Raw genomic sequence first — 14,530 nt, forward strand, 5'->3', positions numbered from 1 at the left:
TCAGGCCTCCGGGTCGGTGGGTTCCTCACGGGGGGCGCACAGAGAGACGGTCGCCTCCGAGTCGAGCCCCAGGACGAGGCGATCGCCGTCGACCAGGGGCCGGGGAACAGCAGGCAGCAGATACTCCCCGTTGACCCGGGTGCCGTGGGTGGTGCCGTTCTGATGTTCCGTCACCCACAAGGTGCCGTCCGAGCGCAGGGTGACCTCGGCGTGGCGGCGGGACACGGATCTCTCGTCGGCGAACCCGCCGGCCGTTGTGGGTGCCCACACCGGATCCCGGCCGAGGGCCCGCACATCGCCCGGACGCAGGTGCACCTGCACCGCACCGCCGGAGAAGCGCAGCACCGCCGTCGCCCCGCTGTCCGGGGTGGGGGCGGCGCTCGCGACCGGAGCCGAGCAGACCGGGCACCTGTCTGAGGTTCGTGGCACCTTTCGACCACACCCGGTGCAGCGCACGAGCCGAGCCTGCGGCGCGGGCTGCTCCAGGCGGTCGGCGCCTCTCGCCTCGGGAGCACCCGGGCGCAGGGGCGAGAACTCCTCCACCGAGTCGTCCTCGTCGGCGTGCGCACCCGCAGCCGCCTCCGGGGGAGAAGGCACCGTCGGAGCCGGCCGGGATTCGTCGTCCCCCTGCCGATCCCCGTGCCCATCGCCGGGCGAGGGCTTCTCCGGAGTGGCGGATGCCTGGTGGACGCCCGCCGGATGCACGGGTGTGCCGGGTCGGCGGGGCGTCAGGTCCTCCCAGGGCTCGTCGTCCGGCTCGTCGATCTCGACGTCCGACATCACCGTTCCGGGACCTGTTCGACCCGCAGGTCCACCGACCCGGTCTCCTTGTCCTCCCACACGTCGGTCACCCGTAGTGTGCCGTTCAGCGACTGCGGCCGGATCGTGAAGACCGCGCGTGCCAGCGGATTGATCAGGTGCGTCTCAAGGGCCATGCCGATGCCGCGCCCGCCGGCGTACGGATCCCGCAGACAGTACTCACCGAGCCGTCGGCGGGCCTGCGGGCTGATCTCCAACCGAATGCCCTGGCTGTCCCATACGGCAGCGGTGATGTTGCGGATCGACAGGTCGAGCACCTCCTCCGCCGCCTCACCCGTGATGAAGCCGAACACGACCACGTTGCCACCGAAGCGGTTCATCAGCTCCGGCCGCCCCACCTCGGCCTCGAAGTGCTGGCGAATATTGGCCCTGACCCGCTGCACGAGGTCGTTGTAGTCGTCTTCAGGGCGCACGTCCCACACCCGCCGCCGGGTCTGTGGATCCGTGTGCTGGATCCCGAGGTTGGACGTGAAGATGAGCACGCACTCGCTGAAGTACGTGGTGACACCCTGTCCGTCGGTGAGCCGCCCGTCCTCCAGGAGTTGGAGGAACTTGTCCATCACCCCTTGGTGTGCCTTCTCGATCTCGTCGAAGAGGATGACCCGGAAGGGATCGGCGCGTACGGCTCGGGTGAGTTCACCGCCGGCCTCGTATCCCACGTATCCGGGCGGCGCGCCCACGAGCCTGTCCGCGGCGTGCGCGGAGGAGAACTCGCTCATGTCGAACCGCAGGTAGGCGTCCTCGCTGTCGAACAGCAACTGCGCCACGCTCTTGGCCATTTCGGTCTTGCCCGTCCCCGTGGGACCGGCGAAGAAGAGGACGCCACGCGGCCGGTGTCCGGTGGACGTCGCCTGCGCCCCGGACAGCCCGAGGGCCGCGCGCTTGAGAATGTCGAGCGTCATCGTGACCGCCTGTTCCTGGCCTCGGACCCGCCCGGTGAGATGTGCGTGTCCATGGGCGATGCGTTCGCGGATGTCCCAGGAGCGCCATGGGTCCTTCTCCACGCCCAGCCGGTAGATGCGGACCGCGTCCGGCATCGCCTCGAACGGCATGCTCCTGGACAGGGCGAGCCGGTGGCTCTGCCGCATGGCGTCCAGCGACAGTCCGGCGGCTGCCCTGGCGAACGCGGTGACCGGGTCCAGCCGCGACGGTGCGTCCGCGACGGCCCCGGTGCCGTCCTGACGCGCCGCCTTGTCGTCTGCCGGTGCCGCCGGATGCTCCGAGGCGAGCAGTTGCGCCATACGGCGGCGCTCGCCGGCGTCCGGCCCGGGAACGGCGACCGCGCGGACGCGCCCGGATCCGCTCACCAGCCAGTGCGGCAGGTCGCGGTCGCTGTCCGCGAGCCAGATGACCGGGTTGAACAGTTTCCCCGCGCCCGCCGGGTCGCGCGGGGGGTGGTGCGGGGCGGCGGACAACGGCTCGGCTTCCTGGGCGAGTTGCACACAGGCCAGGAAGAAGTCCCGCTCGCCTTCGCCGAGCCGGGTGACGTCGGTGCTCAGCCTGGAGGAGTGATCGATCAGCAGTGCCAGCCGCAGCGGCTCGGCGTCACGGCCGTCCCGACGCCGTGCGGTGCGCCGTTCCCGGAATCCCGTGACGATCTCACGCAAGAGCGGCTCCGCTTCGAGGAGCTGGGGGGTGCGGCCGCTGCCGCTTCCGGTGCGCGGGCTCCGCAGGGCATCGTTGAGCAGTTCGACAACGGTCTCCTGGTCAGGGCCGACCAGTGCCTGGAATCCGGTTATCTGGTCGTAGCTCAGCAGTGCGCCGTACCCGAGTGGGCGCAGTCCGTCCCACAGTGATTCGGGCAGGCTGCGGTCGCTGTCGACCGGCTTTCCACCGATACGGCGCCGCGCCAGATAGCGGTCGTGGATGTTGCCGTGCACCACGAACTGGCTGTGCACCGAGAGCGTCCCGACGACCTCGTCGACGAAAGGGGGTATGGACCGCTGGGCGCTCGAGGCGGTGCGGCCGGGCTCGCCGTCCTTGGAGAGAGGCGTTCGCGGCGATGCGTTGGTCGAACTCATGAGTTCCTTTCTCCGCGGTGCAACGGCACCGCGGGTGGTGTGACGCGGCGTCGGCCGGATCACCTGCCGGCCACCGTCCCTGCGGCATGTGGCTCAGTGCCGGCCGTCGCGGTCGTCGATCTGCCGGTGCCGTGGTCCGTCGTCCCGGCGCCTCAGGTCGTCCCGGGAACGACCCGGACGCTCGCGCCCCGACGACCCCGACGCGGTGCGCGGCGCGGCGTCCGGTGAGCGTGGTGCGACGGCCTCCGAGTCGAAGCGGAAGTCGCATTCCAGGCCGAGGCGGGCAAGGGCCTGCTCGAAGCCCGCGGCCCACTGCTTCGCCTCGGCGCAGCGCTCGGCATCGATGGGTGAGGGCGGCCCGCCTCGGCATGTGACCAGGTCCAGGCCGTCCGGATGGACGGTCACCTCGATCCAGTGGTCCGGTTCCCAGCCGGGGGGAGCGAAGGCGGCGCACCGGGCGCCGGATGCGGTGTCGTGCCACAGGGCCGGTTCCCCGCCGAGCGCGCCGAGCACATGCTCTGCTCCCTGCTGGAGGTAGCGTCGTTCCAGTTGCTCCAGCCGATCGTCCACCGCCGCGCGTGCCCGGTCCCGGTCGGCTGCGCGGAGGGGACGGCCCTCCGCGACCGCCTCGCGCAGCAGTGCCAGGACGTCCTCGGCCGGCGGCGCGGGCTCCACGTCGGACGGCACCTCGGTGGTGAGGAAGTCCAACTGGGCCGCGGCCTGGAACAGGGCATCGGCACGGAGGCGGACACGCCGGCCGACATCGGCGGCGAAGATGCGGGCCTCCTCGAGATGTTCGGCGGCGCTGATGCCGTCACCGGCGCGTACGCAGATCAAGGCGTGGTGCAGGGCGGTGACGACGGGCTCGCTGTCCTCCGGGGTCGCTTCGACGGGCAGGGCGCCCAGGAGCTCCGCGGAGGCAGAGGTCACCTCGTCCTCGTCAGCCCCCCTAGCCCGGGTCACCGGGACCGGCTCGGATTCCACGGAGGGCCGGGCGGGCTCGGCGGCCGGCGGGGTCCCTGCTCCGGTCCGGCGCCGCGGCCGACGTCGCTCGGCGAGAACACGCTGCCAAGAGGTGTCCCGCGCATCGGCGACGTCGGCGACCGCCGTCGCGCATGCCCAGGCCGCCAGCTCGGCCTCGGCCTGTTCGAGTGCCCGTTCAGCCTCGGCCAAGGTCTGACGCGTGACGTCCAGGCGGCAGCCCACCGGCTGGACGGGCGGCGGCAGTACGGGCGCGGGCGGGGGCGAACCCGGCGGGGTTTCCCGCTTCAGGCGGGCGAGTCGGGCGGCGAGCACGGTGCGGCGCGCGTTCACGCGGACGGCGGCGAACGCGGCGCTCTCCCACTGCTGTGCGGCGTCGCGGGCCGACTCCTGCTGTCGCAGCAGACAGCGTTGTTCCTCCGCGGCCCGGACGGCGGCGTGAGCGAGCACCCCGGTGGCGGCCATGGCCGCTCGTCCGGCCAGCAACGCTCCGCTCATGGCACCCAGCGCGATCGCGGCCGGTTCGAGCAGCTCGTGCAGAGCGTGGGCCACGCCGTGCACGACGTGGTCCACACTGTGGGACATGTCTGCGACGGACACGTGCGGAAGCCCGCTCGTGACATGGCCGGTGGAGACGGGCGGGGACGTGTCGTATCCGTACGTCGGCCACACGTCCTGGACGCCGGCGTACCCCTGCGCGGAACTCATGCCGGTCCCCCCGTGGGTACGACGGGCAGCGTACGTCCGTCGCGGACGGCCGCCTGCAGGGCACGCTGCCTGAGCAGCGCGCGTCGCCAGAGCCGGTCGCGCCGCACGGTCCACACGCCGAGCGCGACGACGGTGCACACGGGCCACAGCCACGGTGTCCACAGCAGGACGTACGGCAGCACCACCGTGAACAGGACTGCCATCAGGACGCCCACGGCGAGCCTGGCCCAGCGGCCGGCGAGCACGAACCGCCCCGGCCGTTCTGCGGTCCCGATGATGAGTCCGGCCAGCGAGTGGGAGGGATGGTAACCGGGGGGCCCGATGCGGACCGCGATCCACAGTTCGAGGAGGTGTACGACGAAGGCGGCGGGCATCGCCAGCAGCCAGCCGGTGACGACGGCGGACTGCGGCGCGAGTCCCGCGGCATCGGAGAGCGAGATGACAAAGCCCCAGGGAACGCAGAGCAGGATGGCGCCCAGCAGTGCCCACCCGAGGTTCGGCAGCATGTCGAGGCGGCGCATCACGACGTCGAGTCCGTCGCGTGCGGCGGCCAGAGCGGCGGCGGCCTCCTGCTGTCGCCGTTCGTCGAGCCGTGCGTACGCCTGTGCCGCGTCGTCCTGGGCCAGACGGACGAGCATCATCGCGGCGAGTCGGCGTAGTGGGTCGTCGGCCTCGTCGAGCAACTGCTCGAACCAGGGAACGCGGACGGCAAGGGTCCGGGCGGCCCGCTGGGCCTGTCGGCTCCAGTGACCGGCGACTTGCGGCAGCCGGGCCAGGTGCAGCAACCGGGCGTCGACCGCCGCGGTCCGGCTGAGGGCCGCCCGCACCGCGCGCCGGCGCAGCCGCGGGTGCCGCAGGGCGAGTTCCTCCGTCTGCGCGTCCCAGGCGCTGCGCAGTCGCCGCCACTGGTCCTCGGTGGCGGCCAGCTGTTCGCCGCCCGGCCGGACGGACAGGGTGGTCAGGAGTCCTGGATGGCCGAGAGCGACGATGAGGTCACGAGCGTCCCGGTCGCCCTCGCTCGCGTGCTGTACGACCTCGGGCAACCGGTGACCCTCAAGGCTGAAGCCGTGCCAGGTGACGGGCAGATGCGGGCCGAGCCGGTTGAGGAGCCGGGCGAGGGTGACGGGATCGGGTGCTGCCTCGGACAGGCGGGTGCGCAGGTCGTCCCTGGCCGCAGGTCCTTCCTCGGCTTCGCCCGCCCTGGCCGCCGTCACGGGTTCGGCCACCGTGTCCGGCGGGAACTGCTCGAGCCAGCCGACCAGTGCACGGCGCCCGGACGGGGAGGACAGTAGCCGTGACGCGCTGGGATGGTCGCGGTCGAGCGCGTCGGCGAGGTCCTCGGGGTCGGTGTACTCCCGTCCGATGAAGGTGAACGGCCTTGTCCGCGGACCGGAGGCAGCGGCAGGACCGGGTGACGTGGCGATGCCCCGGGTGACCGGTGCGGGGTCCTCGCGGTCGGGATCGATCCACTGGCCGACCTCGTCCGAGCCCCAGCGGTGCTTCAGGGACCGGGTGAGCAGTCCCTCGCACAGGGCACGCAGCCGGGGGTCGCCGATTCCGCTGACATCGACGTCCTCCGTGCTGATGCGTCTGAGGACGAGCCCGCGTTCTCGCAGACGGATCGGGTGGGTGCCGAGGGCGAGTTCGGCGACGACCATGCCCAGGGACCACCAGTCGACGGACGGCTGGACGGTCTGTACGACGGAGGTGGCCTCCGGCGCGAGGTAGTGCGGCTTCCCGGTCCAGTGCCGTACCCGCGCGGAGGACACCGGCAGAGCGGCGCCGATGTCGACGAGGACCAGCCGAGGCTCTCCGGCCGGGCCTTCGCGGACGACGATGTTGTCCGGGGCGACGTCGCGGTGCACGATGCCGTGCCGGTGCAACGCGGTGAGTGCCCCGTGGAGTTGCTCGACCACCTGTCGGATGCAGTCGGCGGGCAGCGGGCCGCCCTCTCGTTCCTGGCGGCGTTCGCGGTACTCGGCGAGTGTGGTCTCCCCTTCCGAGAGGCAGACCTCCCACACCATTCCGGTCGCGATGCCGCGGTCCAGGACCTGAACGACGTTCTCGTGAACGGGTGCGCTGAGGACCTCATGGACCTGGTGATGCGGGGCGAAGAAGTGGTGGTAGCCCTTCCAGACCAACGGCACGCCCGAGGGTCTGAGCCGGGGGTCGCGTTCCACGACGCGCAGCACCACGGCCTGGGTGGGCCGTGGTTCGCCGGTGCGGCCGGCACCCAACTCGGCGAGCCGTTCAAACCGTCCGCGCAATTCCTCCGGCAGGTCGTGCAGATCGGGCCGGACTTCGCGGCCACGCGCCGGGTCCGGGTCGACATCCGGGAACTGGTCGGTCGGCGGAATGGCGGTCCGGGCCGAGGGCGGCCGGCCGTCAGGCGGAACTTCCGTACTCATGTGATTCTCCTCGGCCGAATGAATATCACGCGAAGATATTCCTGCCGCTGCGGGCGTCCGAATTTAGTCACTTTCTGAATGCCTTCGATCAAATAAAGTCGATCCCTGCGTCGACCACGAATAACTTGCGGCAAGAAATGGACAGGAAGAAACGTGTGGCGACCGGGTCGGCCCTCGGCAGGGCTGTACCGATCGCGTGAAACCGCCTACCTCCCGAGCGGCCCGGTCCTATCGTGCCGACATGGGTCTGGCACAACGCCCCGCGGCGCCTTCCGAACTCCCACTGCACCACCAACTCGTCGCCGAACTGCGCGCGCTGCGCAAGGTCGGTATCCCGCGCGTCCGGGAGATCGCGCATCCGGGGCTCACCGCCGCTGCGACGGCCGCGGGCCTGCCCACGGGGCCGATGGAGCCCGCGGCAGGCATCGAACGGCTGCTGATGACTGCGGTCCGCTGGCTCGACCGCTCCTGTCCGCCGTCCGGCGACCAGTCGCTTCCGGACGCGGTCGAGCCCGTCGGCGAACTCGCGCGTGCGGCGGCCCTCTCGTTCGGGCTCGTCGCCACCGGCTCCCAGACGGCCGGTGACCGGCGCAGGGCGGCCGCCGCGGTGTTCGGTGTCACCACGGAGAGCTTCCGGCATCGCCAGGAACACCAGGTCCTGGACCGTCTGGCCGACGCCGTGCTGGCCCTGGCCGGCGCGGGGGCCGCGGCGGACGGGAACACCGAGCGGTGCGGGTCGGCTCCGGATCTCCCGCCGCGCACGCCGCGGATGACCGATCCGCCCACGCACTTCGACATGACGACGCCGGGTGATCCGCCCGCGCACCCGCACATCCAGGTGCATCTGTCGCCGATCGAGTTGCTGCGCGGCATCGACGTCCTGGTCTCGTCCGAGAACACCTACCTGGAGATGTCGAAGATCTTCCGTGACACCGTCTCCGGGGCGCTGCGCCGCGCCGCAGCCGTGCGGAACGAGGCCAACGCAGTCGTCGACGACCCCCTCGCCCGGGAACTGCGGGACTGGCTGGCCCGGCACAACCACGGCGGCATCCAGGTACCGCCCGGCACGGTCGTACCCACGGGCCCCGGCGCCATGGCGGAGCGGGGTGTCCGCCGCGTTCTGCACGCGGCGGTCGCGGTGCCCCGGCGCGACGGCCGCGGCTACGAGACGTCCGAGCGGACGGTGGTCGACGCCGTGGCCGGCGTCTTTCGTACGGCCGCCAGGGAACGGGAGGCCTACGACCCCCCGCTGTCGTCCCTCTGCTTTCCCGTGCTCGGAGCCGGGCGTGGAGGTCTGCCACCCGAGCGGGCTGCCCGCTGGCTGCGCTGGGCCGTGGAGGAGGAACTGCGAGCGGACCCTCGCTGGACAGTGCACCTGGTCACGCGCACCCCAGCCCTGATCCCTGTGCTGCGGGCCGCCGACCAGTGCTGAGGGAAGGTCAGGCACGCCAGCTCGGTGCTGATACCGACAGGCCACGGCGGGCACCCTCCCTCTCCCACGCGGTCAGATCGCCGCGGCGTGGAATGCCGTACCAGCGCATCGGCCAGGTCCCGTCCTCGGCTCGCCGGTCCACCACGACCTGGAGTCCCGCATCGTGCGGACGCCGGACGCGGGTGAGGTGCGGGCCGTAGCGCAGACGCCCCAACTCCGTGCGCGGACAGAGCCTTTGGTTGGCGGAGCCGCGCCAGACGAGGTCCGTGGGCTCGGCGACCTTGAAGCGGCCGGTGACCACGGCATCGGCCGTCGCGAGCGCCGCTCGCTGCTCCGCGGTGAGTTCGTCGTCCTCGTATCCGGTGTAGACGAGCAGGTCGGGGGCCCCGCCGTCGGGGGCCGCCCGTACGCCGGTTGCGCTGCGCAGTTCGTCCGCACCCCTGAGGAAGGCGCCCAGTGCGGCCGGTTGGTCGCAGGGCTCCCCGCCGCTCACGGTCAGCCCGGACGCCCCCCGGTCCAGAGCCTCCTGCCACCGGGCCAGCAGGTCGACCACGGGGGTCCGGACGCCGCCGGCGCGGTCCCACGTGTGTCGTGACATGCAGCCTGGACAGGCCAGCTCGCAGCCCTGCGTCCAGACGCCGAGCCGCATTCCCGGCCCGAGTGTCACCAGCGGCAGGTGCGTGCCGCTCACATTCAGTTGTTCCGCGTTTCCCAACGTACTTCCTCCCCACGTGCGCGGAGAAAAAGTATTCGCTCGGACGTCCCCGGGCGGCAAGTGGTCATGTTCTCGTTCCGGACCGGAATCGGACCGATTGAGGAACCGAAGCGGACCCTTTTCGGGTCCGGGACGGGAACGGATTCTTCCCTCCCGCCCGCATGTATTTCATCGCATATTCGGCTAGGCTCGGCGTCCTGGCTTTCGCGTCCAGCGCCACCGTATGCGCACGGAAAGCCGATCTCCTGTGCCTTGGGGAAGGCACTCGTACACAGGGGGGACCTTTCGTGGAAACCAGACACACAGTCACGGGCGGTCTGCGTCCGGGCGGCCTCGGTCTGCACAGCTCGGTGCGCAGCCGCTGGCGGGGCCGGCGCGACGGGAGCCGGCTGCGGATGACGCTCCCCGACCAGAACCCGGACTCGGCCGAACTCATCACGCCGTACGTCCAGGAAGTCCGGCTCATGGCGGTGCGCACCACCACCGAGCTGCGCGCCCGGCTGCTGAGGGACCGGCACGCCCTGGTGGCGGGCATCCACTCCGGAGTCGTCGCGGTGATCACACAGTACGAAGTGCGGCGCAGCCCCTCGCCCGCACTGCTGGACCGATGGGGCCGCTCCGTCGCCGAGTGGCGCACGGCGGCGGCGCAGTGCCGTACCCGCGCGGAGTCGGACGTGGCCGGAGCGAACCTGCGGCTGGCGCACTACTGGGACGCCGTCTGGCGGCGGCAGTGCGCCGTCGACGGGAACCGCCGGGTGCGTCCGAACTCCTGGCTGCCCGGCCAGATCACTCTGGACCCGGGATGGCAGGACTACGACTCATGGCTCGCCGCGGCCCCCGGCGCTCCCTCGGCCCTGACCAGGGCACTGAACCTGCTCGACCTCGGTCATTCCTCGACGGGAGCGCAAGCGGCCTGAGGCCGACCGCACGGGGCAGCTGCACACGCGCCCGCCGCGTCATGTCGACGGCGGGTCCGCCACCCCTGCCCGCGTCCTGCCGATACACCACATCTCCGACGTGAAAGATGCACATGAACGCACTCCATCCGCTGCACATACCCCGGGCCGGCCGGCCGCCACACGGGCGCCGCGCTCCGGGCCGCATCCACCTGGCGCTGCTGGCCGCGCTGGCCCTGTGCCTCGCCGGCTGCTCCGCGCCCTGGAAATCCGACGACAAGGGCGCACACAAGCAGCCCTGCGGTCTCGTCGTGGACGGCTCCGGTTCCGGAACCAGCGACCACACCGGTATCGACGTGAAGAAGAAGCTCCAGGAAACGCTCATCCCGTTCCTGGACCAACGTGGGTGCTCCTCGCTCGCCTACGCGCCCGTGACGGCCTCCTCATGGACGTCGTCCTGCCGCCATTCGCCCATCGATCTCGACCCGAAGCCGAAGTCGAGCACCACCGATCCCGAGGTGCTGCGGCAGCGGGCCCGGATCGCCGCCGTCAACACGTCCGTCGAGATGCTCGACTGCGCCCGAGGACAGAACGGCTCGGACGTACTGGGGGCGCTCGGCCGGATCGCGCAGACGCTGCGCGAGACGCAGGGCTCCGCCGCCAACGACGCGAGCATCCTCGCGGTCAGCGATTTCGAACAGTGGGACCGAGAGTTCCACATCTCCAGGGAGCCGTTGTCGACCGCGGCCGAGAGAACGCGGGCTGTGAACAAGCTCCTGGCCGGCAGGGAAGTCCCGGCGCTGCGCGGGATGGACCTCTACACGGTCGGCTACGGCAAGAACCCGACCCGCAAGCCCTCCTCCTACCAGGGCTTCGACCAGTTCTGGACCGACATACTCACGACACGGGCGAAGGCACATGTCCATCACGACTACGAATAGCGATCCCGAAGAGTCCACCCCGCGGCGCTCCCGCATCGACCGTGTACTGCGCCGCGAGGACGGCTCGCGGCGGCGGCCCTTCGCGGCATACGGCAGGCGGACACGTCCCGAAGTGCAGCGGACACCGCTCGTCCTGAGCGACCGTGCACAGCGACGACTGGTCGAACAGGCACGGCAACAGGGCGCCGCGGACGGCAGAGGAAAGACGCTCGACGTCGTCGTACTGTCCAGCGGCCTCCTGCCGCCGTATGCGGCCGAACTGGCCGCCCGCCGCGACCTCGTGCGCGAACTGATGGAGGAGGAGGCGGCCGACCGGGAGTCCCGGAGCGCCCGAGAGGACGCGGAGGCGCGCAACCGCACCGCGCGCGAGGAGGCGGCAGTCGAGATCGCCCAGCACCGGCTGATCGAGGCGGAGCACGACGTCCGCCGGGCGCGCGAGCAGCTCGACCTGCTCGCTCACCGGGCGATGCGCTGGCAGCGGCTGCGCGACGCGGTGCGCGAGCGTTTCGAGAAGTCGTGGTCGGGTGCGGGCACGCGTGCCGATGCCGCCGACTCCACCACCTCCGACGGCGACGACGACCGCGAGGGTGACCTTGCGGACGACGAGTACGACGAGTACCGCACCCTCAACCCGGTGGCCGCGGCCCCGCTTGCGGCCGCGGCCCCGTCGGACAGCAGGGACACGGTCGTTGCCTCCGTCGAGGGCTGGGAGGGACTGCGAGCCCGGGCCGCGATGCCGGAGAAGGCGGTCCTCTTCCTGCTCGTCCTTGTCTTCGCGGTCGAAGTGCCCATCTACTGGGTGGCGTTCCAGCCCTTCCACGGTGTCGGCACCTCCAGTTCCGGCGTGCTCAACGCGACCCTGGCGATCTCCGTGGGGGTCCTCATGCTGACCGTGCCGCACCTCGTGGGCCGCGCCCTGAGGGAACGCGGGGCGACGGGCAGCAACCGGTCGTCAGGTCCTGCTGCCCTGTTGTTCCTCTGCTTCTGGGCGGCCTGCACGGTCACTCTGGGCATCCTGCGCGCGAAGACGGTGATGGCCAAGGAGCCGACGGTGAGGGCCACGGGCGCCGCCGCGGGATTCGAGGGCTCCGACGTGGACGTCCCTTCCCTGGCGGCGCGACTGGATCTCCAGCCCACGACCGTCTACTGGATGTTCATCTCCCTCTTGCTGCTCTCCGGCGGGATCGGCCTGCTGGCGGGTCTGCTGCGCGAACATCCGTACGTCGACAGTTTCCGCTCCGCGCTCGAGCGCCGTCAGGAGCGGGGGCACGACCTCGCCGTCGCCCACGCTCGGCATGCTGCCGCGCGAGCCTGGGCCGATACGGCGGGCGACCGCACGGAGCACCGCCGGCGCGCTGTCGAGGCCCGGCTGCGTGCGGCGGACGAACTCTACGAGACAGCGGCGCAGGCCCACCGCCAGGGCCTCACATCGGCGGCGTCCGACCCGGCGGTCCTTGAGGCGGCGTTCAAGCGCACCGAGGCAGATGAGCCGCTCCTGCCCACGCCCGCGAAGCGCCGCCCGCCTGCGCCGCGGCGCTGACCGTATCGGCCGTGAACGCCGGGGCCGGACCTCGCCGCGCGAGGTCCGGCCCCGGCAACGCGCCGCGCGGGCGGGTCAGATGTCCCGGAAGATCTCGATCTGCGCCCCGATGGTGTTCAGGCGCTCGGCGAGGTCCTCGTAGCCGCGGTTGATGACGTAGACGTTGCGCAGGACGGACGTGCCCTCGGCCGCCATCATCGCCAGCAGGACGACCACGGCGGGCCGCAGGGCCGGCGGGCACATCATCTCGGCGGCCCGCCAGCGCGTCGGGCCCTCGACCAGCACCCGGTGCGGGTCCAGCAACTGCAGCCGGCCGCCGAGGCGGTTGAGGTCCGTCAGGTAGATCGCCCGGTTGTCGTAGACCCAGTCGTGGATGAGGGTCTTGCCCTGGGCGACGGCCGCGATCGCCGCGAAGAACGGGACGTTGTCGATGTTCAGGCCCGGGAAGGGCATGGGGTGGATCTTGTCGATCGGGGCCTCCAGCTTGGAGGGCCGGACGGTCAGGTCCACCAGGCGGGTGCGGCCGTTGTCGGCGAAGTACTCCGGCGTGCGGTCGTGGTCGAGGCCCATCTCCTCCAGGACCGCGAGCTCGATCTCCAGGAACTCGATCGGCACCCGGCGCACCGTCAGCTCCGACTCGGTGACGACGGCCGCGGCCAGCAGGCTCATCGCCTCGACCGGGTCCTCGGAGGGGGAGTAGTCGACGTCGACGTCGATGTCGGGCACGCCGTGCACGGTGAGGGTCGTGGTGCCGATGCCCTCGACCCGGACGCCGAGCGTCTCCAGGAAGAAACACAGGTCCTGGACCATGTAGTTGGAGGAGGCGTTGCGGATGACGGTGACGCCGTCGTGCCGGGCGGCGGCCAGCAGCGCGTTCTCGGTGACGGTGTCCCCGCGCTCGGTCAGCACGATCGGGCGGTCCGGCCGCACGCCCCGGTCCACCTGGGCGTGGTACTGGCCCTCGGTGGCGGCGACGTCCAGACCGAACCGGCGCAGCGCGATCATGTGCGGCTCGATGGTCCGGGTGCCGAGGTCGCAGCCGCCGGCGTAGGGGAGCTTGAAGCGGTCCATCCGGTGCAGCAGCGGACCGAGGAACATGATGATGGACCGCGTCCGCACCGCCGCGTCGGCGTCGATCGCCCCCATGTCCAGGTCGGCCGGCGGCACGATCTCCAGGTCGACCCCGCCGTTGACCCAGCGGGTCTTGACGCCGATGGAGTTGAGGACCTCGAGGAGCCGGTAGACCTCCTCGATCCGCGCGACGCGGCGCAGCACCGTGCGTCCCTTGTTGAGCAGGGACGCACAGAGCAGCGCCACGCACGCGTTCTTGCTCGTCTTGACGTCGATGGCCCCGGACAGCCGACGTCCGCCGACCACCCGCAGATGCATCGGGCCCGCGTAGCCCAGAGAGACGATTTCACTCTCCAGCGCTTCACCGATTCGGGCGATCATCTCAAGGCTGATGTTCTGGTTTCCGCGCTCGATGCGGTTGACCGCGCTCTGACTGGTGCCGAGAGCCTCCGCGAGTTGCGCCTGTGTCCAGCCTCGGTGTTGCCGGGCGTCACGGATGAGCTTGCCGATACGTGCGAGGTAGTCGTCTGACATGAGGCTGAGGCTATCTCAGATATGAGATGGGGCATCTCGGGGGGTCCATTCGGGTGATGACCCGTCAACCTCGCCTCTCCGTACGGGTCCGCCGCCACCCGAAAGGTCCGGGCAAATCCATCGATGTCGTACGACGTCCGGTGCTGCTGTGCGTGTGCCGCGGCCCGTGCTTGCCGCCGGTGGTGATGGACCACGAGTGCCGGTTGATGTTCAGCCGCACTCCGGGAAGGATCCGGAAACTCTTGCGGAACGTGAGGGGCATCGCGCCTCCTTTCACTGGGTGCATGACATCTCCCTGCTACCCCGAGTCGGCGCACTGATGGCTCGCCTCGCCGGATCGCGGCACGACGGGACCGGGCCCGGGCATGACCATCCCGCCCCCATGTACTAGAGTTATCTCGACATCGAGATATCTGCCGAGGAGCACCGCAGCCGCAGCCGCCGTCGAGTCTGGCACTAAGGGT

General features: G+C 71.1%; 11 protein-coding genes. 4 read left to right on the plus strand and 7 right to left on the minus strand.

Annotated elements, in window-relative coordinates; translation table 11 throughout:
* The 4 genes from M8J74_RS24395 to M8J74_RS24410 all read right to left on the minus strand — a co-directional run bounded on the left by M8J74_RS24395 (position 1) and on the right by M8J74_RS24410 (position 6,937).
* Positions 1–780, minus strand: a complete 780-nt coding sequence (locus tag M8J74_RS24395) for an FHA domain-containing protein (RefSeq protein WP_249838500.1) — start codon at positions 778–780, stop codon at positions 1–3.
* Complete coding sequence (locus M8J74_RS24400; RefSeq protein ID WP_249838501.1) at positions 780–2,840, minus strand: AAA family ATPase; 2,061 nt, start codon at positions 2,838–2,840, stop codon at positions 780–782. The genes M8J74_RS24395 and M8J74_RS24400 overlap by 1 nt, the downstream gene beginning before the upstream one ends.
* A 93-nt stretch (positions 2,841–2,933) precedes the next feature.
* A complete protein-coding gene (locus M8J74_RS24405; protein WP_249838502.1) occupies positions 2,934–4,529 on the minus strand; it encodes a hypothetical protein in 1,596 nt (531 codons plus the stop codon).
* Positions 4,526–6,937: a protein kinase domain-containing protein gene (locus tag M8J74_RS24410; RefSeq protein ID WP_249838503.1), complete on the minus strand. Its 2,412-nt coding sequence runs from the start codon at positions 6,935–6,937 to the stop codon at positions 4,526–4,528. The genes M8J74_RS24405 and M8J74_RS24410 overlap by 4 nt, the downstream gene beginning before the upstream one ends.
* 241 nt (positions 6,938–7,178) lie before the next feature.
* Between M8J74_RS24410 and M8J74_RS24415 the strand changes: the two genes are divergently transcribed.
* Positions 7,179–8,369, plus strand: coding sequence for a macro domain-containing protein (locus M8J74_RS24415; RefSeq protein WP_249838504.1), 1,191 nt, complete (start codon positions 7,179–7,181; stop codon positions 8,367–8,369).
* A 7-nt stretch (positions 8,370–8,376) separates the two neighbouring features.
* Here M8J74_RS24415 and M8J74_RS24420 read toward each other — a convergent pair whose 3' ends face one another.
* A complete protein-coding gene (locus M8J74_RS24420) occupies positions 8,377–9,018 on the minus strand; it encodes a 4Fe-4S single cluster domain-containing protein (protein WP_283948548.1) in 642 nt (213 codons plus the stop codon).
* Between the two features lie 353 nt (positions 9,019–9,371).
* Between M8J74_RS24420 and M8J74_RS24425 the strand changes: the two genes are divergently transcribed.
* The 3 genes from M8J74_RS24425 to M8J74_RS24435 all read left to right on the plus strand — a co-directional run bounded on the left by M8J74_RS24425 (position 9,372) and on the right by M8J74_RS24435 (position 12,461).
* Positions 9,372–10,001: a hypothetical protein gene (locus M8J74_RS24425; protein WP_249838506.1), complete on the plus strand. Its 630-nt coding sequence runs from the start codon at positions 9,372–9,374 to the stop codon at positions 9,999–10,001.
* Positions 10,002–10,114: 113 nt separating this feature from the next.
* On the plus strand, positions 10,115–10,921 hold the full coding sequence (locus M8J74_RS24430; RefSeq protein WP_249838507.1) for a hypothetical protein: 807 nt from the start codon (positions 10,115–10,117) through the stop codon (positions 10,919–10,921).
* Positions 10,899–12,461, plus strand: coding sequence for a hypothetical protein (locus M8J74_RS24435; RefSeq protein ID WP_249838508.1), 1,563 nt, complete (start codon positions 10,899–10,901; stop codon positions 12,459–12,461). The genes M8J74_RS24430 and M8J74_RS24435 overlap by 23 nt, the downstream gene beginning before the upstream one ends.
* A 75-nt stretch (positions 12,462–12,536) precedes the next feature.
* Here M8J74_RS24435 and M8J74_RS24440 read toward each other — a convergent pair whose 3' ends face one another.
* Both M8J74_RS24440 and M8J74_RS24445 read right to left on the minus strand, forming a co-directional pair.
* Positions 12,537–14,066: a helix-turn-helix domain-containing protein gene (locus M8J74_RS24440; RefSeq protein WP_249838509.1), complete on the minus strand. Its 1,530-nt coding sequence runs from the start codon at positions 14,064–14,066 to the stop codon at positions 12,537–12,539.
* A 64-nt stretch (positions 14,067–14,130) separates the two neighbouring features.
* Positions 14,131–14,328: a DUF4236 domain-containing protein gene (locus M8J74_RS24445; RefSeq protein ID WP_079077882.1), complete on the minus strand. Its 198-nt coding sequence runs from the start codon at positions 14,326–14,328 to the stop codon at positions 14,131–14,133.
* Positions 14,329–14,530: the final 202 nt, after the last annotated feature.

The organism is Streptomyces panaciradicis (assembly GCF_023516615.1).
GTDB lineage: Bacteria > Actinomycetota > Actinomycetes > Streptomycetales > Streptomycetaceae > Streptomyces > Streptomyces panaciradicis.